The 25564-nt window shown below is 56.2% G+C and carries 21 protein-coding genes; 13 read left to right on the forward strand and 8 right to left on the reverse strand.

Translation table 11 applies throughout. The features are described 5' to 3' along the window. Nucleotides 1-284: 284 nt before the first annotated feature. Nucleotides 285-749, reverse strand: a complete 465-nt coding sequence (locus VEH04_04220; GenBank protein HYG21965.1) for a metallophosphoesterase family protein — start codon at nt 747-749, stop codon at nt 285-287. Nucleotides 750-780: 31 nt separating this feature from the next. Further along, nucleotides 781-1434, reverse strand: coding sequence for a DUF6580 family putative transport protein (locus VEH04_04225; GenBank protein ID HYG21966.1), 654 nt, complete (start codon nt 1432-1434; stop codon nt 781-783). A gap of 308 nt (nt 1435-1742) precedes the next feature. Here VEH04_04225 and VEH04_04230 point away from each other — a divergent pair, with 308 nt between their 5' ends. After that, nucleotides 1743-2030: a hypothetical protein gene (locus tag VEH04_04230; GenBank protein ID HYG21967.1), complete on the forward strand. Its 288-nt coding sequence runs from the start codon at nt 1743-1745 to the stop codon at nt 2028-2030. Further along, nucleotides 1987-2715, forward strand: a complete 729-nt coding sequence (locus tag VEH04_04235) for an RNA pseudouridine synthase (GenBank protein HYG21968.1) — start codon at nt 1987-1989, stop codon at nt 2713-2715. Before VEH04_04230 ends, VEH04_04235 begins: the two co-directional genes overlap by 44 nt. A 13-nt stretch (nt 2716-2728) precedes the next feature. On the opposite strand, the gene VEH04_04240 is transcribed toward VEH04_04235, so the two are convergent. After that, complete coding sequence (locus VEH04_04240) at nt 2729-5455, reverse strand: fused MFS/spermidine synthase (GenBank protein ID HYG21969.1); 2727 nt, start codon at nt 5453-5455, stop codon at nt 2729-2731. Nucleotides 5456-5604: 149 nt separating this feature from the next. Here VEH04_04240 and VEH04_04245 point away from each other — a divergent pair, with 149 nt between their 5' ends. Together VEH04_04245 and VEH04_04250 are read left to right on the forward strand one after the other, a co-directional pair. Then, entirely contained in the window at nt 5605-7212 is a 1608-nt protein-coding gene (locus tag VEH04_04245; GenBank protein ID HYG21970.1) for a hypothetical protein, read from the forward strand. Nucleotides 7213-7229: 17 nt separating this feature from the next. Beyond that, a complete protein-coding gene (locus VEH04_04250; GenBank protein HYG21971.1) occupies nt 7230-8876 on the forward strand; it encodes a hypothetical protein in 1647 nt (548 codons plus the stop codon). Nucleotides 8877-9169: 293 nt separating this feature from the next. Here the strand turns inward: VEH04_04250 and VEH04_04255 are convergent, their stop codons facing one another. Continuing rightward, a complete protein-coding gene (locus VEH04_04255; GenBank protein ID HYG21972.1) occupies nt 9170-9454 on the reverse strand; it encodes a hypothetical protein in 285 nt (94 codons plus the stop codon). 1083 nt (nt 9455-10537) lie between these two features. Here VEH04_04255 and VEH04_04260 point away from each other — a divergent pair. The 3 genes from VEH04_04260 (at nt 10538) to VEH04_04270 (ending at nt 12261) form a co-directional block, all read left to right on the forward strand. Further along, the gene (locus VEH04_04260; GenBank protein ID HYG21973.1) at nt 10538-10936 is read left to right on the forward strand and encodes a hypothetical protein; all 399 of its coding nucleotides are present in this window, start codon (nt 10538-10540) and stop codon (nt 10934-10936) included. Nucleotides 10937-11004: 68 nt separating this feature from the next. Then, the gene (locus VEH04_04265) at nt 11005-11652 is read left to right on the forward strand and encodes a hypothetical protein (protein ID HYG21974.1); all 648 of its coding nucleotides are present in this window, start codon (nt 11005-11007) and stop codon (nt 11650-11652) included. Nucleotides 11653-11688: 36 nt separating this feature from the next. Beyond that, on the forward strand, nt 11689-12261 hold the full coding sequence (locus VEH04_04270) for a PEP-CTERM sorting domain-containing protein (GenBank protein HYG21975.1): 573 nt from the start codon (nt 11689-11691) through the stop codon (nt 12259-12261). Between the two features lie 296 nt (nt 12262-12557). Here VEH04_04270 and VEH04_04275 read toward each other — a convergent pair whose 3' ends face one another. The 4 genes from VEH04_04275 to VEH04_04290 all read right to left on the reverse strand — a co-directional run bounded on the left by VEH04_04275 (nt 12558) and on the right by VEH04_04290 (nt 16664). After that, nucleotides 12558-14105, reverse strand: a complete 1548-nt coding sequence (locus VEH04_04275; protein HYG21976.1) for a sulfotransferase — start codon at nt 14103-14105, stop codon at nt 12558-12560. A 51-nt stretch (nt 14106-14156) separates the two neighbouring features. Then, complete coding sequence (locus tag VEH04_04280) at nt 14157-14933, reverse strand: hypothetical protein (protein ID HYG21977.1); 777 nt, start codon at nt 14931-14933, stop codon at nt 14157-14159. Nucleotides 14934-15035: 102 nt separating this feature from the next. Further along, entirely contained in the window at nt 15036-15821 is a 786-nt protein-coding gene (gene hisA, locus VEH04_04285; protein HYG21978.1) for a phosphoribosylformimino-5-aminoimidazole carboxamide ribotide isomerase, read from the reverse strand. Between the two features lie 93 nt (nt 15822-15914). Then, the gene (locus VEH04_04290; GenBank protein HYG21979.1) at nt 15915-16664 is read right to left on the reverse strand and encodes a glycosyltransferase family 2 protein; all 750 of its coding nucleotides are present in this window, start codon (nt 16662-16664) and stop codon (nt 15915-15917) included. Nucleotides 16665-17522: 858 nt separating this feature from the next. Between VEH04_04290 and recQ the strand changes: the two genes are divergently transcribed. The 6 genes from recQ to VEH04_04320 form a co-directional block, all read left to right on the forward strand. Beyond that, the gene (gene recQ, locus VEH04_04295) at nt 17523-19745 is read left to right on the forward strand and encodes a DNA helicase RecQ (protein ID HYG21980.1); all 2223 of its coding nucleotides are present in this window, start codon (nt 17523-17525) and stop codon (nt 19743-19745) included. A 145-nt stretch (nt 19746-19890) separates the two neighbouring features. After that, complete coding sequence (locus tag VEH04_04300) at nt 19891-21636, forward strand: VCBS repeat-containing protein (GenBank protein HYG21981.1); 1746 nt, start codon at nt 19891-19893, stop codon at nt 21634-21636. Between the two features lie 431 nt (nt 21637-22067). Beyond that, on the forward strand, nt 22068-23720 hold the full coding sequence (gene leuA / locus VEH04_04305; GenBank protein HYG21982.1) for a 2-isopropylmalate synthase: 1653 nt from the start codon (nt 22068-22070) through the stop codon (nt 23718-23720). 161 nt (nt 23721-23881) lie between these two features. Next, nucleotides 23882-24157 carry an SWIB/MDM2 domain-containing protein gene (locus VEH04_04310; GenBank protein ID HYG21983.1) on the forward strand — a complete coding sequence of 92 codons (276 nt, stop codon included), beginning with the start codon at nt 23882-23884 and terminating at the stop codon, nt 24155-24157. A gap of 37 nt (nt 24158-24194) precedes the next feature. Further along, nucleotides 24195-25109 carry a DUF1573 domain-containing protein gene (locus VEH04_04315; GenBank protein ID HYG21984.1) on the forward strand — a complete coding sequence of 305 codons (915 nt, stop codon included), beginning with the start codon at nt 24195-24197 and terminating at the stop codon, nt 25107-25109. A 309-nt stretch (nt 25110-25418) separates the two neighbouring features. Then, nucleotides 25419-25564: xylose isomerase (locus tag VEH04_04320; protein ID HYG21985.1), on the forward strand; the 146-nt coding region annotated here is incomplete at its 3' end.

Consider the following 25564-nt stretch of genomic DNA (forward strand, 5'->3'; position numbering starts at 1 on the left):
GCCGAGCGTGTGGTGAGATTCCAGCGTCGCTCGCATGTTTACGGTTCTTTTCCGGGCGGCAAGGATGCACGCCCTCTACGTCAGGCAGGGATGCCTGACGCCACGATGCGGAGTAGCGGCGGGCATCCTGCCTGCCGTAGAGCCTGGCTTCCAGCCTGGCGGAAGGAAATTTGGGGACGGCCGAGCGTGTAGTGAGATTCCAGCGTCGCTCGCATGTTTACGGTTCCTTTCCGGGCGGCAAGGATGCACGCCCTCTCCGTCAGGCAGGGATGCCTGACGCTACACTAGTGTAATTCGATGTATTGCGGCTGAATTCCTTTGTCGGTCCATTCGAGGATGGCGATGCTTCGTTCGAGCTTGAACCGCTGTTTTCCAGCGTAACCCGGATTGAAAAAAAGAATGCCGTTAAGAATCTGGCAGAATCGCTTGTGCGTGTGTCCGAACACCACAACGTCTGGCCGGGCTCGGCCGATCTTGCGTTGCAGGGCGGCATCGAGTTCGCGCGGCTCCACGATGTGATGCACTAGAAACTTGCGGCCACCGAGTTCGATTACCTCGGTTTCCTTGAGGGTCAGGCCCTGGTCTGTGTTGCCTGTGACTGCAGTCACGGGCGCAATCTGCTCCAGCGCCTTGAGCACCCAAGGCATCCCAACGTCGCCAGCGTGCAGGATGTGGTCGACGCCTTTGAACAACCTGGGAAGGTTGGAATCCAGGTGATCGTGGGTGTCCGAAATGATGCCGAGTTTCATGCGATTGTTTCAGAAATCGTGAAAGATCGGTTCACGCTTCGGCTTTGGCTTCTTCTGGCTGGGGTTCGTCAGCGGGCTCGTCGTCGCTCCTGGCTTCCTTCTTTTCCTCTGCAGATTCCGCCGTGGAAAACTTCATGGCTGCAACAAAAATGCCCGTGAACAATCCGCCGCTCAGGAGCGTGTTGCGAAAGAATTGCCAGGTCTCGGGCCATCCTCCCGTGCCGAAGATCAGGGCACGCAGCCAGCCCCAGACAGTCTTGGTGTATTCCGGATTGTTGAAAGGGTTGAAGAGCCACGCGGCGGTGTTCGTGATCAGGTAGAACAACAGGGCGCCGAGAATGCCGCCACCGAGGAGGGACATTGCCGAGTGTTTCGGCTTGAAGCGTTGGCCAAGCAGGATAATGGCGGCCCAGGCGACGTAGTTGAAAACCTGATAGCGCAACATCGGCCATTCCCAGACCGCAAATCCCTGAGCGACGTAGTAGAAGTTCAACCCGATGTCTGTGATCAGCATGGCCGACAGGGGAAGCCACCAGGCTGTGCCGCGGGAGAGGTAAACGCCACCGCAGAACAGCAGGGCGTAAGCGGGGTTGAAGTTCGCGAAATCCGACGACAACATTCCCGGGATCCGCGCCGCGGCAAACACCACAATGAACAAGACCAACGACAAGAGCTTCTTTGTCACTCGGGGAAGAATAGCTTCAGGGGCGCTGGGTTCAATTATTCTTTAAGAACCTGTCTGAAAAATAGGTGGGGTGTTGCGGCGAGGGATTTTGGCCGTGGCCGAGGCGGCGAGGTCCGAGCATCCCCGCAGCGGGCTGTAAGGACCGAGCCAACGAAGGCCATGGGCATCTGAAAGCTGGTCACTGAGTGGGACTCGTTCGCGCGCGATACCGTCGGCAAACAGATTGCGAGTTCCGCTGACAGCATTGGGCCAACATTGCGGCAGGACACGGCCGCGGAACAAATCCAGGCGAGAGGCGGTTCGATCGCGTGGCAAGAGGCTCGTTGAATGAGACAAAGCATTTCCTGCGCAGAGCCTTTCGGGGGCTTCTCAAGCGAGCAGATACCGGAGTGCTGAAGCCAATGCTCGACGAACTTGCGCCGAAGCTGATCAACTACATTCGCTCGATCGGGCGATGCGCCGTCGAACCACAAGCCGACAACAACAAACAACTGACAACGAACAACGAACAAAAACTTACAACTCATCTACGAAGATGCCGACCTCCTGGTCGTGAACAAACCCGCAGGCCTCGTTTGTCATCCGACAAAGGGTGACGTTTACTCGAGTCTCATCAGCCGGGTGCGTTTGTACCTGGGGCCGGATTCGCATCCGCACCTTGTGAACCGTTTGGATCGCGAAACAAGCGGGGTGACGCTGGTGGCAAAGACCGACGTGGCGGCGCGCGAACTGCGGCAGTTGATGGAATCGCGTGCTATTCGTAAAGAATATGTTGCGCTCGTTCACGGGCATGTTCGGGAGGATCACGGGATGATCGATTCACCGTTGGGGAAAGACGAGAGGAGTCGCGTGGCGGTGAAGGATTGTGTGCGGCCCGACGGAAAACCGGCGCAGACGGAGTATTGGGTCGAATGCCGTCTTCACGCAACGTGCGACCCTGCTGAAGATGGCAGCGGCAGTATGAAGCTTGTTTCCGTGAGCGATGGGCAGCCGATTGGAAGCGCCCTGCCATTCACGTTCCTGCGTATTGAGCCGCGCACTGGCCGCAAGCATCAGATCCGCATTCATCTCGCCCACATCGGTCATCCAATCGTCGGCGACAAGATCTACGGCGGCGACGAGGATTTGTATTTGGCCCTGGTTGAAAACCGCCTCACCCCCGATCAGCGTTCCCGCTTAATTCTAGAACATCATGCACTCCATGCCCGTTTACTTCGGTTTTCCTGGCGGGATAAGGAAGTCGTGCTTGTTGCACCAATTGACGGATGGAATTGTTTCTGAGCAGTCGCTGACGTCAACGATGTGCGATCGCCCTGCGCGCCGAGATTTGCTGTTGGCGTTGAACTACGCGCGACAAGTAATTCGCCATCTCGTTTTCCGGATATTGCAGCAGCACTGCGGTTGTCATTTGTGCAGCCTGGTCCAGTTGGCCCGCTTCTACAGCGCGCGAGATGAGCGAGAAGATTGAACCATCATTCGCCGGCGGCGGCGCAGGATTGGGGGTTGGCATCGCGCACGGAACTCCATTTCCGAGGGGCGTGCCGAACAGGCATCCATAGAGTTGGCCATTTACCGTCGAAAACGTACTGAAAAGGATTTGCGCCTTGACGAGTGGCAAAGACGCCAGTGCTGCTCGTTTATCCGGCGGCGCCAGTAACTGCTGGTGCGTCCGCTCGTCGAACTGATCCAACATCCGGGTTCCAGAGCCGATGTAAAACGCTCGGGGTGCTGCGTATTCGAGAATTGGATGAAGATCGGTCTGGACAGGGCCGCTTCCTGCGATGGCAAAGCCCGTCCGTTGAGAGGCAATTTGCTTGCCCATCAACGCCTCGGGTGAATGTATGTCAATCATCCACATTTCAGTTCTTACTCGCTCGTTGGCGAAGCTTCTGCGGAAACTCTCGACACCGCTTTCCCACGGTTGTTTCGAACCCAGGAGAATGATGTCGCCTCCGCTATCCCAGATTTCAACGTAAGGAAACACCGAACTGAATGTGCGAAGCACAAGGCGCACGATGTCGTCCTGCGTTTCATAAATTTGAAACCACTGTGCAACGATGCCCCCCGGCTTTAAACGGCTCGCAGCCAGCTCATAATATTGCTGACTGAACACGCTGCCGATCCCTGCCGTCCAGGGATTGGAGGGCACAGTAATGATGACGTCATAGAGTTGGGATCGCAGTTTGAGCACGGTCCGCGCATCTTCAGTCCACATGTGGACCTTCGGGCTATGGAGCATCTGGTTGTTCCAGTCGTGAAATAGTTCCGCTGCGCGAATAACGGGTTCGCAATTCTCCGCCACGTCGATGCGCTCAACTGGATAGTCCAGCAGTGCGCCGGCACTGATTCCAGAGCCAAGTCCAAGCACAAACACATCCTTTGCCTCGGGTCTCGCGAACATTGGAAGGTGGGCGACGAGGTATTGCGTTCCCATGTCCAACTGCGTTCCGGCGTCAGGTTTTCCGTTAATCCGCAAACCGAGGCTTGCAGGCGCAATTACGCCGTCAACCTCCTCCACTGAAACGGTCGCATCAGCCGCATCTTCATAAAATACAATTTTCATGTGTTCTTTACGCGTAGGCATCAGGCGCGGGTCAAATTGGGTTTCGCGAATACGGAACACTCCCGAACTCATGACATGGCGCCAATCTTCATTCCCAAAGATAAAGAGGGAAACAGCCGTCAGGCAGGCGACGCTCGCCAGGGCAACGCCGACCGTCCAGCGTCGTTGCCACGCAAGGCTAAGAGCCATCAAACCGAGCACCAAGACGAGGATTCCAAAGGCGTTGCGGAGTCCGATGGCTGGCATCAGGACAAAACCAGTGAAGAGTGTGCCGCAAACTGCCCCAATGGTGTTCCAGGTCAGAAGGACCCCAACACGTGCGCCCAGGGGTGCGCCCTCGGACGAAACGGCACGAATCATCAATGGGAGAACCGATCCGATGAACGCGGCGGGAACTCCAAGGATCAGGAGGGACATCCCGGTTGCCAGCAGCTGATGATAAAAGTATCCCACCAAATTGCGTCCAAGCCCCGTATGAGCAATGCGGTACACATCCACCCATTTCTCAATATTGAATACCAGAATGGCAACCCAGAGCGCCGCCGCGCTCAACAGGAGCACGATCATCCGCTCGCTGGGGCTGCGCCGCCGCGGTGAAGCGATCCAGGCACTGCCCAAGCCAATTCCGAGAATGAAAGCCATGAGCACCACTGCGAAAGTTTGAAGGGATGAGCCGAAGATCAAGGCGAGTGATCGTGCCGAGAGAATCTCCAACCCCATCGATATAGCGCCTGTCAGGCACACAATGACTCCAGCCCAATGCAACGTTCGACGCGACGTGGCTGGTTCAGTGATCTCGGATTTTTCCTTCGCGGCTGGGCCCAAGCCCGCCCACCCCGCGCGGCTCAAGAGAATGGCGGCGGTTCCGAGAAGAATGTTGGCCAACGCAGTGACATTCAGCGTCGTCACCAAACCGTATTTTTGCACGAGCCAGAAACCCGCGAGGCCCGAACCAGTAACCGCGCCCAGGCTGTTGATGGAATAGAAACGCGCCGAACGCCGTCCGGCATCGATCGACGATCGCTGTAGCCAGGCAGCGATCAAGGGCAAAGTGCCACCCATCAGGATTGTGGGTCCGAGGAGCAGGGCTGCGCTAAGAAAGGCTTTCAGCGCCAGAAGCAGGCCCGATTGTTCGGCGATCTGCCGGCCAGCCGTGATGAAGACGGAATCCGCAAGGCGATCCAGGAATGGGAAGGCAAGCGCATAGACGCCGATCAGGATTTCCAGAATGCCATACGCTTGAACCGGCTGTTCCGACCGATCCGCCCAACGCCCGAAAACCTGGTTGCCAATCGCCAACCCCCCCATGAATACTGCAAGCACCACGGTCTGCGCGTAAACCGTGCTGCCGAACATTTGCGAGAGGAATTTGGACCAAACGACTTCATATACCAGCGCGGTGGCCCCGGAACAAAAGAATAGAACGACGACCAGCCAGCCGCGATCTCGTGATTGCATGCTCGCAGCGTAATGACGCCTCAGAGGACGGAGCAAGGGATTTACAGCGGCCCCGTGTGCAAATGCGAATTCCCGGACGGGATCCACTTGGGGATGTATTGATTCTATTTGAGCACTGCTATGGAATCTGGCACTTACAGCAGCGCACAATGAACATCCGATGTCAGCTTTCCAGCATCCTGCTGCTGATTCCCCTCCTAGTGGGTTGCCGGGAATCCCGGGTCGAGCCCCAGCCCTCGGTTCGTCCTGATCCGGACAGGATTGTGCGTTTACATTATCTCGGGAAAAAGCGACTCGGCCTGGAGGCGGGAGCTTACTATTTCAATCGCATTTGGGCCTTGCCGGAAACCGAGCGGTTGCAGTCGCAGACCCTCGACAAGCTGGCAACTGCGCCGTGGCGGTTCTTTGCGGATCCGTCCTCTTGGACAAACGCTCCTGTGGCACTGTTGCGATCCTTGCTTGATGACATCGTTCAGGAGGAGAGTTTTCTCGAAGTGCACGGGACCAGTAACGAGGAACCGCAGTTCGCATTTGCCATCCGACTGAGCGAGGCCCGTTCCGGCGCCTGGGAAACCAACCTCGCCGTGGTGGCGCAGTCTCTCACCGGGGTGTGGCCCGAGCAAAGTCGACATCCGCGCGGTTGGAAATGGGCGAGTACCAATTCTTCGGCGAAACGTGAACTCCAACGCTTGGAGAACTGGCTTGTAATCACCGCGTGGACCGGTAACACAAATCGCTTCGGAAGCGTCGCAGAAACGATTGGCCGCCATGGCATTCCATTCCCGGTAAAGGCAACCAATGCCTGGATTGAAGGCGAGGTTGATCTGGCCGCAGTCGCCACGATCCTCGGACGTAAAGAAAACACCGCATGGCTGCCCGGAGGGTCCCGATTGGAGTTCAGTGTTGAAGGGGATGGTGGCAACGTGATTTCTCGTGGTGAACTGGATACTACCGAGCCGTTGAACTTGGTGCTGGAGCCTTGGAATTTTCCAACCAACTTGATCCGGGAACCTCTCGCATCGTTCACTGCTGTTCGAGGTCTGCGCTCGTTGCTGCCACTAGTTTTGCCGGCGGAGTGGCAGTATCTCGATGGCATCTTGCCTGATCAACTGTGCGTATGGACTGGAGACGGATCGCTTCCACACGTGAATTTCGCGATTCCGACCACAAACCTCGTGCACGAAATGGATGTGGTAAGTAATTACCTGATTTCGAAGGGGAACACCTGGTTGAAACGTTATTCCGGGGGGGGCTTCGAGCCGATGTCCCCTTACAAAGGAGTCAGTTGGAACGGCCTTCCAGAAGTGACACCATTCATTATGGCTGCCAGCTTGCACACGGGATTCCTGTATGGAGGGACAGCGCCGGAAACCCGGACAAACACGATTGCTGTTTCGGACGCAATGCTGAACGACATTGTGCGACGAACAAATGCTCTTTACTACGACTGGGAGATGACAGGATCTCGGATAGTTCCGGAAATTTACCTGACGCAAATCGCGCGCCTGGCATTGCGAAGAGGGCAATTGCCGGTGGATGGCGCGGCGCTTACGTGGTTGAAGGCGCTCTCACCCCGAATGAGTGCTAGTACGACCATCTTTTCCTTCGCGACGCGTGAACAGGTGCAGGGTATCCGGAAATCAACAGTCGGATTTACGGCGCGTGAACTGGCTATTTTAGCCGACTGGTTGGAATCGCCCGACTTCCCGTTTGCCCTTTGCAGCAGTGGGGGCTCTGCTACGAGCACATCTCAGTAATCGATTATACCCGCGATGTGAAGAAGTTTGAGATTATGACGCTATCCAAATCTATTCTGCTGAATGGAACCGCGATCGTATTTTTTGCCGCAATATTGGTTTTTACTGGTTGCGACGGGAGACGACCCAGCGGCTCCCCAGAAGGGCGGACCGGTGGCGCAGGAAGTTCCACGGGTGCCACGGTGCTACAGTCTTGGGCATCCAATACGGTTCCGCTGCAAATCGTTGCAAGGGTTCATTGGAGAGGGACGAAGGATTTCAATTCGGTCGGAATTCCGGCAGCGCTATTAAGCATCTGGGAATTACCTGAGACAGAGGAGCTAAAAAATCGCGCGATAAGGCGCATCGCTGGGGCACTCGCGGCTGAGCTTTCCAACGATCCGAATGATGCAACAAACTGGGTGCGAATTCACCGGATGGTCAATGACGTGCTCGTTCACGAGAATTATTTTCAAATGGGGAAAGGGGAAGATGCTTGGCCTTATTGTGCCTGGGCAATCCGAATGGATCGAGAACGGTGGATCACCTGGAAGACCAATTTTGCGGATATGCTTGAGCCTTTGCACCATGACGGGCAGACGGTCGGCGTTATCGGTAAGTTGTTGGTCCAAATGGATTATAGCAATGGTTGGGGGGTGCTCGGGTTTTCTCCTCAAGTAAATCCGCTTTTTCAAGCATTCATGAGCCGGTTCAGGTCCCAATCCAGTTCTCCGTACGTTTGGAGCACTAACTATTGGCTTGAGATCGATACGGACGTCACCCACTGGCCGACTGCAATTAAGCCGCCGACAGCCGTCCAGATCCCCCGCATAGGCGTGTCGATTGTTGCCGAGGGCGAGGAGCTGCGTGTTGATGCCGAGCTTAACTTTGCAACCCGTCTTGCCCTATCCGTCTCAGAATGGCAGGTGCCCACTCAACTGATTGACGGATCTCTTTCAAGCTTCACGGCAATTCGCGGGTTAACAAATTTGTTGGACCGAGGATCAGCATGGCAAAGAGTTACCGCCGAGAGGCCACCAGAGCAGCTTTTCGCATGGGCGCTTAGGGGTTTGCAAATGCAAACGTACATGGCTGCTCCACTACCAGATGCAAGCAATGTGGTGAGTCGAATCACTGAGAAAGTTCTCTCGTTGGAAGACCCGTGGGGCGGCACCAATGAACTCGTAGGCTTCCAACGTTCCTCGCAATTCCAAGGATTCGAGTGGCGTGGATTACCGTACCTATGGCCCTTTTTGAAAACCGCTGAGGCAAATGGGAGAGCGTATATGTACGCAGGAACGTTCCCGATGGGGGACGTATATCCGATCGCTGCCTCAACGCTTGATGTTTTGAATCCGACAAACCTGCTGTATTACGACTGGGAGATGACCAGCGTGCGGGCGGAGCAATGGCTGTACATCGGACAGTTCGCGCGGTTAGTGACGCAAAAGGCACAATTGCCTCTGGATTCAACTTCCGTGTGCTGGCTGAAGGCAGCGGCCCCGAAACTCCGGAACTCCCTCACTTTGGGTACGATAACTGGTCCCTCGCAGCTTTCGTTCGTCAGAAAATCGACACTCGGATTGACTGGCGTGGAACTACAACTCCTTTGTGACTGGCTAGAGTCACCCGCTTTCCCCAGAGGGTTCCACACGATGCTAGCTGCGCCTGAGCCCTTGAAATAAAGCAGCCCATCGACGAAGCCTTGAGCATGCCAACGGCCTCAATTCCGCGGACTATGCGTGCAGCTGTCTACCGCGGCCCTCGCGATCTTCGAATCGAATCGATTTTAGTGCCAAAAACTGGTTCGCTCGAAATCCTCGTGCGGGTGGAGGTGTGCGGTGTCTGTCCAACGGACATCAAAAAGATCGTCCACGGCACGGTGGCACCGCCAAGAGTGTTTGGGCACGAAACCGCAGGAACCGTTGTTCGTGTTGGCAGGCGAGTGGTTGGAATCAAAATCGGTGAACGCGTCGCATTACATCATCATGTTCCCTGCCTTAAATGCCACGCATGCGCCCATCGCGCGTTCGCACAATGCCAAACCTACAAACAGACCGGAATCACGGCTGGGTTCGAACCTTCTGGCGGCGGCTTTGCTGAATACGTCAGGGTGATGCCGTTCGTTTTCCCAGGCATCGTCAAAATCCCAGCCGACAATACATTTGAGGAAGGCGCGATGCTCGAGCCAGTCAATACCGTTCTCAAAGCTGTCAAACGCCTGCATCTGCTGCCAGGTGATAATGTCCTTGTTGCCGGTCAAGGACCTATCGGATTGATGTTTAGTAGAATCCTTGAGCTCCGGGGCATGAATGTCTACGCCACGGATTTCCTTGAGGCACGACTAAGACTCGCAAAGGACTTTGGCGCAAAGTGGTCAGGAAAACCTGACGAACTTGTCAATGCGAACATCCTAACAAACCGACGATCGACAGAATTTCGGAAATCCAACCTTCGCCTTCGGAAGCCAAATCCGAAGATTGTTTTTGATGCCGCCGTAATAGCAGTGCCTTCGGATGCCGCCTTGAAGCAAGGAGTGAACAGTGTCCGCGGCGGCGGCCAAGTATTGCTTTTTGCGCACACAAAGAGAGGAGCGCAAACCGCGGTTGATCTCGCCGCTATATGCACTGATGAAAAGGACCTGATTGGAAGCTATTCTGCGGATATCACGCTTCAGGAAGAGGTTGCAGAGCTTGTTTTTTCGCGGCAGTTGGACGTTCGGTCCCTAATTTCCCACCGATTCGATCTCGAACGGGCAGCGGAAGCGGTCTCCTTGGCAGCCAATCCGACACCGGATTCGCTCAAGGTCCTGGTGGGAAAAAGTCAGTAGAACCAGACCCGAAAAGAAGTTGAGTTTTTTCCTGAAAACGACAGAATCGGGGTCGAGTTTAAATCCACGATTAGGAGCACTATAAAACTACTTCGTATCCTTCCGGGCTTTGCGTTTGCTGTCTTCTTTGGCTTTGACTCTCAACAATCAGTTACGGCGCAAGCGTTTCAGAATCTTGATTTCGAATCCGCCAATGTAAGCGAAGCGGTCTACGTTCCGGGCGGACTATACTACTCGGTTCCGTTCGGCCAAGCCTTGCCAGGTTGGTATTCGTACAATCGATACACCGTCGGCAATCAGACAACAGGCACCGAGGCCACAACCGATTGGCTAACCTACAATGGTTTTCTGCTCGATATGATAGGGGCTGCTGTACTTGACTCTGCAGTCGTTGGCAATGCCGTGTGGGGAAGGCCTCAGCAACCCGTCCTGTCGGGAAACTACTCGGCCGCCATTCTCGCACACAATTCACAAGGTTCGTCTTCGCCAGGCTTGGCCCAAACAGGGATTATACCGATGAACGCAATGTCTCTCCAGTTCTCGACAAGGTGGGGCGGAGCCATCGAATACGTGAATGCGCCGACGGGACTGCGCCTTTCTTTTCGGCTGGATAATGTGGAGTTGCCGTTGGTCAAACTGGAATCGAGCGATGAATCGGCAGATCGGTGGGGGGTGGACCTTTCGGGGCATCAGGGCTTCGTGCGAGAGATTCAATTCGTTCTGTCGGCGGATACAGAGGTCTTCTCCGAGGGGGCGATCATCGTTGACGACGTGGCATTCTCAGCTCAAACCGTCCCGGAACCTGGATGCGCAAGCCTGATTTTGATGGGCGGGATGGTCCTGTCCCTACTTCGGAAAAATCGGCTGCGTTCCACGCATGTGTGCCAATCTCTTGTCTCGTTCAAAAAAATCTGAAAAATTGTTGACACTATGCTTGCTGATTGCGAGTATCCAAGCCACACACGGCAATAAATAGCTAAAAAATGAGAACAAAAAATCTTCTTCTATCGGCTGCGGCAGTTGTCGCAGGTGCCATCTCGGCCCAAGCCCAATCGAATGTTTATTCAGTGAACATTGTGGGTTATGTTAACAAGCCTATCGCAGCTGGGCAGTTTACGCTCCTCGCGAATCCGTTGAATGACGGAACCAATACTATTGGCAGTTTAGGTGCAGCCCTGCCCAACAAAACGACCGTTCAGGTTTGGAACGGTACTGGTTTCGTTGGTACCAGCAAGGCGGGTGGTGTTTGGGGCAATCCTAACCTTCCGATTCCGCCCGGAACCGGCTTCTTCGTTCAAACGCCGGCTGCTGGGGCAACTGTCACTAACACATTCGTTGGCAGCGTGGTGATTGGCTACGGTCAAACCAATTCCATGGCGCTTCCAAGCGGGTTCTCCTTGGTGGGTAGCCCAGTTCCGATTGCTGGAACTCTCAACTCCGCTGGTCCGAACACTTTGAACTTGGGCAACTCTCTTCCAAACAAGTCTACTATTCAAGTTTGGAATGGAACCACCTACGTTGGAACTAGCAAGGCTGGCGGGACATGGGGCCAGAACCTGCAAATCGATGTCGCTCAGGGTTTCTTTGTGAACACCCCTGTGGCGACGAACTGGTCTCAAACTCTTCAGTAAGGAATCACTCAATCAACATCGTAAACACCTAGAAACATGAAAAAAGCACTCGTCGGATCAATCCTGGGCCTGGCAATGACAGTTGCCACGTCCTATGGCCAAGGAAAAGTGTTTTTCAACACTTACGTCGGAACGGTCTATTCACCAGTCACCTATGCCAACCCGGTTGGCAATGGAGCTACGCATGGTGGTACCGTTGGTGCCGGCTTCTTTGCTGAATTATACTATGGCATCGGCTCTGGGCTGGGCTTCAATGATCTCACCAAGGTCGCTGACTCAAAGACTGCTGTCGGAACACAGGTTGCTGGATATGTTACAGGCGGAATCGTAAACATTCCGGGATATACCTCTGGTCCAATTACCTTCGCCGTAGTGTGCTTCAATGGTGACACATGGGAAACCACAATGTCATCTGCATCTCCAACAGCATATGCAACGTTGTTGCCGACTGTTTGGACTGAACCCGAAATCGCGTCTGGCCAGAATCCGGCAGGAACATTCTCGCAGAACGTTCCTGCAATTACGGTCTCTCTGGTTCCTGAGCCCTCGTCATTCGCATTGTTGGGCCTCGGTTCTGCGGCGCTTTTGGCTCTCCGCCGCCGTAAGTAATCACCGCATTCTGTCATAGGCCTCGGCGCTCTGCCGAGGCCTTTTTTTTCGCCTTAGCCCGGGGGGTGCCTTGGCTGCTGATTCACGTCCAAAATCAAGCGCGGGAGGGAATCGCTAACCAAGCACCAAGTCTTAGTGAAAAATGGGAGGCGAAATCAAGGCCGACGATTAAGCGAGGATGGCTTGGTATAACGTAGCTCAAACTCCATCGAGTGCCTTGGAACTTTGCGGACCTTTGCGCGGGTAATCCGTACCTACCGAAACCTGACAAGTTGTCACCCACCACAATCACCAAATTACTTATTGTAACCGAAGGCAGAAATAAAAGGCTGTAGCTTTTCTACGTACGGTTCTAAGAACTTCGCGTACGGGTGCCACCTTCCCACGGCGGTGTTGAAAAGCGGTTTAGCTACGTCTGCGTAAGTCGGAGAACGAACAACTTTTTTCTGAGCGTGTTCATTAAATCTGACGATTTTGTCATTCCATTCGATCTCTAAGAATCTCATTACGTCGCGAGCAACCGATTCAAGGTTCATTACCATGTCCTCATAACGGACCTCAAGGAACCGCCCAGCAAGCATAGGCCGAAACTTTAACCAATTGGTCATCAATGCGACGTATTCGTCGATTGTTTCAGCCAACGTTAGATACGCTGAACTTGTTGAACCGATCGGGTAAAATGGCTGCATAAAACAGCTGAGGCACACGTCGCGAGGATCCCGAAGCGCCACTAAAATCTTGATTTCCGGAAACACTCTTACGAACGCGGGTATCAGAAACGTAAGCGATGGGTTTTTGTCCACGACAAGCCGTCCATCTAAAGGACTGCCGAGCAGGCGTTCCACAGCGATAAGATAGTTGTCGCGGCTCTTTTGAAGATCAATCACGTTGGCTCTTTCCAGTACTTCTAGCATTCCCGCCGCATCAGGAAGTCCGCGGGTCAGTGGCACGTATGCGTAGTCGTGAAAAACTTCCGACTCTTCGGCCGATGTAATGGCAGGATGAGAGTCGAGTACCTGTTCCAGCAACGTAGTCCCAGAGCGGGGGTGGCCGCACAGCAATGACAGCTTTTGTGGATTGCAAAACTCCGGGGCAGCGTCAATCCACCGCTGAAGCTGCGCTTGGGACAAGCCTGCCCGCATGTTAGCGAGCCGCTCTCTAGTTGCGTAGAGTTCAGCGCGGTGTGGAGGTGCTTCGGGAAGAATCAACGCTTTCGCAAGTTGAAAGGACGTCATTGCTTCATCATGTCGTCCCAACCTGTCAAGAATCCCCGCCTGTTCATAAAGCGCGCGTATACGCACTTCTCTCGTGCCGTTCCGCACCGCGAATTGAACGATCGATTCCGCCTCATTCAAATTCCCAATTTGACGAAGTAGTCGCGCCTTAGCGAGAAGTGCTGAAGCGCACGCGGAATCTTTTTGTAAAGCTTTCTCAATAGTGTCAAATGCCTCCGGGATGCGCCGCAGTCTTTCCAGTATCTCGGCCAGATATGTCATCGTATGTGCCGTGGCATTCTTGTCGTCGGAAGCGCGCCGGAAGAAGTTTTCAGCTAAACCGGGATCCCTTAAATCTCGGCATTGAATTCCAGCTTTCGTCAATATATCGACCTTATCCCCCGCAATCCGAATTGCTTTCTCGAAACATTCCTTTGCCTCGCTGTAATCCCACTTCAATCCAAGCATTCGCCCCAATTGCAACAATATCAGCGGATTCGCGGGGTCGAGGCGACTAGCCCGCCGCAAAAGTTCGATGTTTTCGTCGAACTCGCGATTCCGCCAGGCCTGCTCAGCCGATTGAAGAAGCCGGTGAAGGGTTCCTTGTGAAACAAGCGGAGTTCTTTTCATCTACAACGTCGAATTCCCATGCACTTCAACCGTATAGAATATCTCGCAAGGCTAGAACGGCGCCGGGTTCTCCGCACCCTCTGGAGCAGGCGTTAATTCAGTCATCGGGAAGAGCGCGGCCTCTTCATGTTTTCCTTGGTCTTGAAGATGAAGTCTCTGAAGTTCGATCATCGCAGTCTGTTCATCAGGGGAGACAGGGTTTTGAAACTGAAGCGCCGCTGAGGCGGCCGCTTGGCCCGCCGTTGTGTTGTTGCTGCCGATAGCAGCGTCGGAAGGGCCTCCGGTCCTGACCTGCCTCGAAGGCATCGGACGCGGTAGATTAGGGAGTCCACCGGTTGCGTTCCCCGCGCCTGGGCCGGCTGGCGGCGGGATGACGCCGGGCGTGCTGGATGCTGGGGCGGCGGAGGCGAGGAGCTTGGCGCCGTTGTTGACGAAGTCCAGCGTCTCCGTGATTCCGTTGTTGTCGACCACGACCTTGCCGCCTTGCACGTCAATCGACTTGATCTCCAGACCGTCGGCCCGCTGGCCTTCCGTGAGCATGTAAGACTCGTCCTTTGCCTGTTCCCCGGCACGCGCGGGAATCTGTGCCTTCAGGAGAGCCCGCTTGTTGCCCAGAATCGTCGTAATCCCTGTCAGCGTCAGCTTGACCGGCGGCTTCGGCGGCTCGGGCGGCGTCAGCGGCTGCTCCACCTTCGGTTTCAGGCTGAACACGTTCCGATCCATGATCCCCGCGTAGGGATTTGCCGCAGATGTCCGAGCGCCGAGTGACAAGGCGCAAACCACCAACAGCAAGGCACCAAATGACGCTGTTTCTCGCTTTCTTGGCATGCGCATAAAGTAACTGATGAAGGATCAAACACCACTCGGAATTTTTAGTTGCGGAATTTGTCCGTAGTCAGTCCTCATTCCTCATTCCTCAGTCCTCAGTCCTCAGTCCTCAGTCCTCGACGTCCGCCTCACCGCGGCTTGGTTGAACGCGACTGCGTCTTCGTATCGGATCCCGCTGCCGCCGAAAATGTCGAGGGCGGAGCCGATGGTCAGGTCCACACGGCCGTTCCCGATTCTACTCACCGTTTCTAAATCCGCGATCGACTTGGCGCCTCCAGCGTAGGTTGTGGGGATCGGCGTCCACAATCCCAGGTTCGCAACCAAGTCCTCATCAATCCCACGGCAAAGGCCTTCCACATCGACGGCGTGTATGAGAAATTCGTCGCAATATTGCGCCAGATCTTCGAGAACGGCCTGGCTGATCACCATCTCAGTGAACTTCTGCCACCGATCCGTGACAACCACGTAATGGCCCTCGCGCTTGCGACAACTGAGATCCAATACCAGCTGGTCTTTTCCGACGATCTTCACGAGCTCCTGCAAACGATCTCGATCGAGGCCGCCGTTCCGAAAAACCCAGGAGGTGACCACCACGTGTGAAGCTCCGGAGTTCAGCCACTTCGCAGCATTTTCCGAGTTGATGCCGCCGCCGATCTGGAGACCGCCTGGATATGCCTGCAGCGCTGAACGCGCTTCGGCTTCGTTGCCCGGCCCCAGCATGATTACGTGGCCGCCCGAGAGTTGATCCTTCCGATAGAGTTCGGCGAACCACGCAGCAGGGCGGTCGGAAACAAAATTCGTCCGCACGCCGCCTGGAACGTCGGTCAGGGAACCTCCGACGATCTGTTTCACGCGACCTTCGTGGAGGTCAATGCAGGGGCGGAACATTTTCTTTACCAGTTGTCAGTTGTCAGTTGTCAGTTGTCAGTTGTTCGGTCTTCGGTCTTCGGTCTTCGGTCCTCCGTCCTCCGTCCTCCGTCCTCAGCCTTCCGGGAACAAGGGAGAGCGGACCAATCCCATTCGGGCCAGACGGAAGCTCAGGCCAACGCCAAGACAACCAAATCCATAACGTACGCTGCGGCGAAAATTGATCGAGGACGCTTCGGCAAAGTACTTCGTCGGACAACTGACCTCGCCGATTGAGAATCCATGCCAGAGAATCTGAGCCAGAAGCTGGTTGTCGAAAACGAAGTCTTCCGAATTTTTCTCCCAGCAGACAGTCTCCAGAACCTTGCGCGAATAAGCGCGGTAGCCCGTATGATACTCCGACAGCTTTGCCCCCAGGAGAATGTTCTCGGCCAACGTCAGAAAGCGGTTCGCAACATACTTCCACGACGGCATCCCGCCGCGCAGCGCATAGCCTCCAAGAATCCGGCTTCCCAACACGCAGGGATGCACATCATGTGCAATGATCGCGACGAGCGCTGGTATCAGCTTCGGCGTGTATTGGTAATCAGGATGAATCATCACGACGATGTCTGCGCCTGCGTCCAGCGCCATGCGGTAGCACGTCTTCTGGTTTCCGCCGTATCCGCGGTTCGCCTCATGCACATGCACGCGAACGTTAGGCAACTGCCGCGCGATGGCAGCAGTGTCGTCGCGGCTGGCGTCGTCGACCAGGATCACCTCGTCCACGATTCCATGATCCATGGTTTCGTCATAGGTCTTCCGCAGCGTGAGTGCCGCGTTGTATGCGGGCATGACGACTACAATTTTTTTGTCGCGAAACATCTTCGAATTCGGCGGCAGGATGGCGGGAAAACGGAGACGCGGAAAGCGGAAAGCGGGGTTCTGGAAGCGGTTGGTCCACTGCGACAGTGTAGCGTCAGGCATCGCTGCCTGACGTAGAGGGCGTGCATCCCTGCCGCCCGTATAGAACTGCAGGAGTGCGAGAGACGGGAGGATTGTTCTTACGTGCATGGTGGTAGCTGAGGTTTTTTCCGCCGGGCTGGAAGCCCGGCTCTACGGCAGGCAAGATGCCTGCCGCCACTGTTCGAGCGTGTCGTAGCGTCAGGCATCACTGCCTGACGTAGAGGGCGTGCATCCTTGCCGCCCGGAAAGAACCGCTGACGGTGAGAGACGGAAGGTTTTTTCTTACGCGCATGGCGGTATCTGAGCTTCGTCCGCCGGGCTGGAAGCCCGGCTCTACGGCAGGCAAAGATGCCTGCCGCCACTGTTCGAGCGTGTCGTAGCGTCAGGCATCACTGCCTGACGTAGAGGGCGTGCATCCTTGCCGCCCGGAAAGAACCGTTGACGGTGAGAGACGGGAGGATTGTTTTACGCGCATGGCGGGTGTCTGAGCTTCTTCCGCCGGGCTGGAAGCCCGGCTCCACGGCAGGCAAGATGCCTGCCGCTACTGTTCGACTGATCGTAGCGTCAGGCATCGCTGCCTGACGTAGAGGGTGTGCATCCCTGCCGCGCGGAAAAAACTGCAGGAGGCGAGAGACGGTGGGGTTTTTTCGACGCGCATGGCAGTGTGGGAGGGTTGGACCACCGGGCTGGAAGCCCGGCTCTACGGCAGGCAAGGATGCCTTCCGCTACTGAAACATTTCTCTTTCGCTGAAATCAGTCCTGCGCTAAAAAATTTGCATGCGAGGTTCAGACCAGTTGCTCCCTTTGCTGAAACAATTTTTCGGCTTCAGTTCGTTTCGTCCATTGCAGGAGCAGATCATCAGCGACGCCCTCAGCGGCCGCGACGTTTGCGCGGTGCTGCCAACCGGAGGAGGTAAATCGCTATGCTTCCAGATGCCTGCGCTGATCCGCCCCGGACTCACCGTCGTTGTCTCGCCCTTGATCGCATTGATGAAAGATCAGGTTGATGGCCTGAAATCGGCGGGGGTTGCCGCGACGTTTCTCAATTCGTCGCTCGAGCCTGGCGAATCCGCACCGCGATTACGCGGGCTGCACAATGGCGAATTTCGGTTGCTGTATGTGGCGCCCGAGCGATTGATGCTGCCGGGTTTTCTCGAGGATCTGAAGCGTTGGAACGTCACCTTGTTCGCGATCGACGAGGCGCACTGCATCAGCGAATGGGGTCACGATTTCCGGCCCGAATATCGCCAGCTGGCATCCCTGCGAAATCATTTTCCCGGCGTGCCCCTCATGGCATTAACGGCCACCGCCACTGACCGTGTGCGCCAGGACATCTGCACGCAGTTGAAACTCAACAACCCGGCTTGTTACGTCGCCAGTTTCAATCGGCCAAATCTGTCGTATCGCGTCGCAGCGAAGAGCGGCGCTTACGATCAAATTCTGCAGTTCATGCGTGAGCGGCGAAAGGAGAGCGGGATTGTTTACTGTCAGGCGCGCAAAACTGCCGAAAGCCTCGCTGCGCGACTGAACGCTGACGGAATCGCTGCGGCTGCATATCACGCGGGAATGGAAAACGCGGATCGGTCGCGCAGCCAGGAATCGTTCCTGCGTGATGAGATCCGGGTCGTCTGCGCCACGATTGCGTTTGGAATGGGCATCAACAAACCGAACGTGCGGTTTGTTATCCACTACGATCTGCCAAAGAACGTCGAAGGTTATTATCAGGAGACCGGCCGCGCGGGGCGCGATGGTCTGCCGGGGGAATGCCTGCTGTTGTTCAGTCCCGGAGATCGCGTGAAGTACAGCCGGTTCATCGATGAGAAACCGGATCCCCGGGAACGTGAGATCGCGCGGCAGCAGCTGGACCAAATCGTGCATTACGCTGAGGCCTCAGGATGCAGGCGGGCTTACCTGTTGAACTATTTCGGCGAGAAATCCGCGAGCGACAATTGTGGCGGATGCGACAATTGCCTGAGCCCGCGCGAAACCTGGGACGCGACCGTTGCCGCGCAAAAGTTCCTTTCATGTGTTTATCGGATTCGCGAAAGGAGCGGATTCGGTGTTGGCATCCAACACGTCGTAGAGGTGTTGTGGGGGGCCGAAACCGAGCGGATTCGGAAATGGAATCATCAGACGCTCTCCACGTACGGCATTGGCCACGAGCATAGCCGCGCTGAATGGGGCTTTGTCGGTCGTGAACTGATACGGCTGGGATTTCTTGAACAGACCGCGGAGCAATTCAGCACGGTGCAGTTGACGTCGCGAGGGCGCGCTGCTTTGAAGGAACGGTCGCCCATCATGCTCACACGGCCCGTTTCCGCGGCGCAGCCCGCACGGTCCCGCGCGGGCGAGATCGACTGCGACGAAGCGCTCTTTGAGCAATTGCGGCAATTGCGAAAGCAGCTGGCTGATGAACGCAGCCTGCCGCCGTACATCATCTTTTCCGATGTCTCGTTGCGGCAAATGGCGCGGTCGTACCCGGCCGACGAAGCGACGTTCTCGCGCATCAGCGGAGTTGGCGAAAAAAAGCTGCGCGAGTTTGGCGCCTTGTTTCTCGGCCGGATTGCTGAATTTCTCCAGACGAATCCACGGCAAATGTTTGCCGAGGACTCTTTCAACACCCTGCCGGCAGCAGCGCGCGGGTCATTGGGCGACACCGTCCGGGAAACGTTGCGCCTGTTCCAGCAGGGAAGATCGATTGAGCAGATCTGCGCAATTCGCGGGTTAAAAGAGAGCACGATATGGGGTCATCTGGAGGAGGCGGCGTTCGGCGGACAGGCCGTGGATCTGCGGCCGTTTTTGAACGAGATCGGCGAAAGGAAAGTCGCGGATGCGTTTGAGCGGTTTGGATTCGGCAACGTGACGGGCGTGTATGAATCGTTGAACGGGCAATTCGGCTATGGCGTGCTTCGCGTCTACCGCGCCTTGCAGCAACAGCCTGGCAAGCGTTCCGGCAATGCCGCGCACCCGGCCGTTTCGTCCGCACAAGTCACACGATAGGATTGTTCTGAGCCAGGATTTCTCCCGGGGGCCTGCGGGTTTTTCACCGGGCTTCGTTTCCGTGCTTATTCGATTTGGTCTCCCGCTGGTTCCATCCTATTCAATGCATGAACACATTTGCGGACGTTGCCGGGACTATATGACCATGAACTTTCGAGGAACTCTTTCGCTGGGAGCTGCGCTGTGCGCCTTCGCAGCTGTCAACACCGCCTCTGCGGCTTTCACTGTCGAACCTATCGCAGGCCTTCCCGGAATGGATTCCAGCGCGGTTGCGTGGGGCGATTTCGACAATGACGGACTGCTCGACTTCCTGCTGACTGGCACCACCAATAATTCGGGATCGGGGGCCACGACACGTCTGTGGCGCAACACTGGCGCGGGGTTCGTTCAAGTGCCAATGGCTGCTGTTCCGGGCGTCGTGTTTGGTTCCACCTGCTGGAATGATTTCGACAACGATGGCCGCCTAGATTTTCTGCTGACTGGCACAACGAACGGAATTCTCACGGGCAACGTATCGCAACTTTGGCGCAATACAGGAAGCGGGTTCGAAAATGTCACGGCGACATCTGTTCCCGGTCTTCCACGCCTCAATCAAACAGCGGCAAGCTGGGCCGACATGGACAACAACGGCACGGCGGACCTGTTCATCTCGGGATTGTCATCGACAGGCCGCGTCGCTCAGATCTGGCGAAACACGGGTGGCGTGTTGACGAACGCCACCTCCGCACTGGCACCTGGGTTGCCGGGCTTCGACATTGGCACCGCAGCGTGGGGCGACTTTGATAATGATGGCCGGATGGATCTCATCATTGCAGGTGACACGGGCAGTGGACGCATCGCGCAGGTTTGGCGAAACACAGGATCGACTTTGACGAATGCCACGGCCGGCATCGCGGCCGGATTGCCGCCGGTTTCCTTCGCATCGTCGGCGTGGGGTGACTACGACAACGACGGGTTGCTCGATTTTGTGATCACGGGTGAAAGTTCCACTGGGCGCGTGACGCAGATCTGGCGCAACGCTGGCAGTACATTCACGAACGCCACGACGAGTCTCGTCGAAGGTATTGCTGCCCTGCGCTATGGCACATCAGCCTGGGCCGATTTCGATAACGACGGCCGCCTGGATCTCCTGCTCACGGGCAATCCTGCGGGAGGAACGTTTTTCGCGCGCATTCTGCGGAATACGGGAAGCGGGTTTGCGGATGCTGAGGAGTTGCTTCCTGCCGCTTACTCGACCTCGGGACCTTCAGCGGCCTGGGGAGATTTCAACAACGACGGAAAGCTGGACGTGCTGATAACGGGGACGTCTGCGGAAGGCGGCATGGCGCAGTTGTTGCGTAACACGGGAGAATTGGCGAACACGCCGCCACCCGCGCCAGCCCAGCTTCTGGCGGTGGGCACCAATGGGACTGTTCACCTTCAATGGGGCTCAGTGATGGATGCTGAATCAGGATCGAATGTGACTTACAACGTGCGCGTCGGAACGACCGCTGGAGGGAGTGAAATCATGGCCTCCATCGCGGACCTTGAGAGTGGGTTCCGCCGCCTGCCGCAGTTCGGCAATGTTCAACTGGGCACGAATACGCAATTGACGCTCCCACCTGGGACATATTTCTGGAGCGTCCAGGCTGTGGACGGCGCGTTGGCCGGGGGAGGCTATGCTGAAGAACTGCCCTTGGTAATACCGACGGAGACCGCGCCGCGTCTGACGATCGTGCGGGCGGGAACCAACGCCACCATTTCCTGGACTCCGTCAACGATTGGCTGGACCCTGCAGGAGACCTCGAGCCTGTCTGTGCCAGCGTGGACCAATTCGCCGTCTGGAACTTTGAACCCGGTGAGCGTCTCTGCCGATCAGCTTCAACGCTTCTATCGTTTGCGGCAGCAATAATGAAATTACGGCTTTGGAGACGCTCGAGCCGGGCGTAATCGTAGCGTCAGGCATTCTGCCTGACGTAGAGGACGGGCATCCTGCCGCCCGGAAAGAACCGCGGAAGGCGAGAGACGGCAGGATTTTTTTACATGAATGGCGGTATTTGAGCTTCGTCCGCCGGGCTGGAAGCCCGGCTTTACGGCAGGCAAAGATGCCCGCCGCTACGGTTCGAACGGAAACCCACCCACAATTTCTTTGACGCTCGTGAGGCCGTTCTGATAGCGTCGCCCGCGTGAACAAGAATCTGAACCTGCTGCTGGTGAGCGCGCTGTTGAATGGCGCGGCGGTCGGGTTCTGATTGTCTCCTGATTTCTCAAACCCACTGCCGATCCGGCAGTGGGTTTTTTGTTTGCCTCACTGCTGACGGCGCCAACAATAAGCGAAAGCACATGCTCAAAAATCCGTCATCGAAATACAGGCCGTTCCCACCCATCGCCTTGTCCGACCGGCAATGGCCGGACCGGACGCTCACGCGCGCGCCACGCTGGTGCAGTGTCGACCTGCGCGACGGCAATCAGGCACTCGCCGTGCCCATGAACGTCAGCCAAAAGCTTGAGCTCTTCCAAACGCTGGTCAGGTGCGGATTCAAGGAGATCGAAGTCGGCTTTCCTTCAGCATCCAACACAGAATTCACCTTTAATCGACGACTCATCGAAGAGCAGCGCGCGCCCGATGACGTGTGGCTCCAGGTTCTTGTCCAGGCCCGGGAAGATCTCATCGAGAAAACGATCCAGTCTCTCGCGGGCGCGAAGAAGGCGATCATTCATCTTTACAATTCGACGTCGCCCGCACAACGCCGCGTGGTTTTTGGAATGTCGAAGGAGCAGATCATCCAGGTGGCGGTGCGCGGGGCAACGATGGTCAAGGAACGTTTGCCGCGCCTCAAGGGCACGGAGGTGATGCTTCAATACTCGCCCGAAAGCTTCAGCGCGACGGAACTGGAATTTTCGAGGGAAATCTCCGAGGCCGTGATGGATGTCTGGCAACCCACGCCGGAGCGGAAGATGATTTTGAACCTTCCTGACACCGTCGAAGTGGCGATGCCCAACGTGTATGCCGACCAGATTGAGTGGATCTGCCGCAACATCCGCAACCGCGACTCCCTGATCATCAGCCTTCACACGCACAATGACCGCTGCACAGGCGTTGCTGCGACGGAGATGGGATTGCTTGCCGGCGCTGACCGCGTCGAAGGCACGTTGTTCGGCAACGGAGAACGGACGGGGAATCTCGACGTCGTCACAGTGGCGTTGAACCTCTACATGCACGGGATCGATCCGCATCTTGATTTCAGCGATCTCAATGCAATCCGCGACGTTTATGAGCGTTGCACGGGGATGAGCGTTCCGGCGCGACAACCTTACGCGGGAGAACTTGTCTTTACGGCGTTCAGTGGTTCGCATCAGGACGCGATCAAGAAGGGATTGGCTGAATGGGAAAGTGGGCGGCGGGAATCCTGGGATGTCCCGTACCTCACGATCGATCCTGCGGATATTGGCCGGGAGTATCGCGAGGTGATCCGCGTGAACAGCCAGTCGGGGAAGGGTGGGGTGGCTTACCTGCTCGAAACGGAATTCGGCATCGATCTTCCCAAGGAAATGCAGCGCGAGTTTGGGCCGATTGCGAACGATGAAGTCGACCGCCTCGGGCGCGAAGTGCAAGGGTCTGAATTGCGGGCGATGTTTTGGCGCGAATACATCGAACGCACGCAGCCATGGCAGTTGAAAACCTTTCGCACCGACAGCAACAATGGAATCGTCCGCTGCCAGGCATCCGTCATCCGCGGTAGCGAGACTGTGGAAATCGGCGGCACGGGAAACGGGCCGCTTGCGGCGCTGGTGAACGGTTTCGCCGGAGTGGGCGAGAAGTTCGAGATTAATCATTACAGCGAGCATTCACTGAGCTCAGGCGAACAGGCTTCGGCCATTGCCTACATACAGGTTCGGCGGGCGGACGGCCGATCCCGCTGGGGCGCAGCCGTTGATACCAATATTGAGCTCGCCTCGGTGAAGGCGGTATTGAGCGCGCTCAACAGGTTTTGACGTTGAATGACTTAGGGCCGGCCCAGAAGTGACGAGCCCGATCGCGGAATCGCTGCGACGTTCACGCCTCGTGCATGAACGCGCCGCCTCCCGCGCAGTTTGGGGTAAACACCTGATTACAGCTGCCGCTCGCACTGGCTTAGCTTTCCATCAAAACTATTATGGCTGAAGGCACCCAAACCAAACGCAAACCGAGTGCGGCATTCATGAAGCCGGTGCAGCCGGACGAGAAGTTGGCCGCAGTGATCGGCAATGACCCTGTCCCTCGCACTGAAATCACCCGGAAGCTTTGGGACTACATACGTGCCAATCGCCTCCAGGATCCCTCGAACAAGACCCGGATCAACGCCGACGACAAGCTGAAGCAGGTGTTTGACGGGCGGGATCAGGTCACCATGTTTGAGATGACCAAGCTGGTTTTCAACCATGTGAAGTGAGCCAGATTTCTGCTGGCAATTCCCGTTCACGGCCGCTATGGTTCAGCCTGTTATGAACCATGGCCGGCACGCTGCGAAAACCGTTCTTCTCGTTGGACTATTACTTTTCGCCCGGCCGGCCTTTGCGGCAGAGGGTGTGGCCGATCCCGGCCCCGCCGTCCCTCACAATCACGCGCATCCGCCCGCAGCTCCCAGCGTGATTCCAGCGCCCGGCGCCTTGTCCGCAGATGCTGTCCTCGCCTGGGATAAGGAGACCCACGAAAATACGGTTCCTCACGGCACGGTTGACACGAAGTTCACTTTTCTGCTGACGAATATTTCTCCCGCCGAGGTCACGATTTCTGGCGTTCATACATCCTGCGGATGCACTGCAGCCCAGTTGCCGCAGATTCCCTGGGTTCTTCCCGCGGGCGGCACAGGGGAGATCAAGGTGACAATGAACGTCGCGAACAAGACCGGGTTGATTTCCAAAACGGTAACCGTGAACACCGACAAGGGCCCGAAGGTGTTGTTCGTGAAGGCGAACGTTTTGCCGCAAACGGCGGATCAAATGGCTGGCGGTGATCGCTCAAATAACCAGAAGATTGCATTGGCGGATCGACAGGCGGTGTTTCGCGGTGATTGCGCGCGCTGTCACTCGGATTCCAAGGGGAAGATGGGCCATGAACTGTACGTGTCGGTTTGCGGCGTGTGCCATGAGGCTGAACATCGAGCCTCCATGGTTCCCAGTCTTCAGGCGTTGCCGAATCCCACCAACGCGGAATATTGGCGCAATTGGGTGACGCATGGGAAAGAGGGGACACTCATGCCCGCATTTTCTGAAAAGGAAAACGGAATCCTGACGGACCAGCAAATCGACTCTCTCGTAAAGTACCTTGGCGAGAAATTTCCCAGCAAGACAGCTTCCCAAACCGGCACGCAACCCGCGGTTCCCAGTCTTCCAAAACTCTAGCTGCTGATGGACAGTGGCGTCAGGCATCTTGCCTGACGTAGAGGGCGTGCATCCGTGCCGCCCGGAAGAGCTTTCAAGCACGAGACATTGAAGTCTTCTTCACACGTTTGGACACGTCTGACGTTTGTATCCACCGGGCTGGAAGCCCGGCTCCACGACAGGCAAGATGCCTGCCGCTACCGGGGGCAGGACTGTGCACAGCCGACGCGAATTTGCTGATTGCTTTCTTCCGGCCGAATCTAGGATTCTCCGCAGTGCTCAACTCACGGGCTTTACGGAATCGAGCAAAATCCAAAATTTCATAAAAACATGCGCGCTGCATTCAAAGACGTTTCCAACATCCCATTCGAAGGGCCGAAATCCAGGAACCCGCTGGCCTTCAAGCATTACAACCCGGACCAGAAGATCGAAGGCAGGACGATGCGCGACCATCTGCGCTTCTCCGTGGTTTACTG

Source organism: Verrucomicrobiia bacterium (assembly GCA_035629175.1).
In the GTDB taxonomy this organism is placed as follows: Bacteria; Verrucomicrobiota; Verrucomicrobiia; order Limisphaerales; family DASXHY01; genus DASXHY01.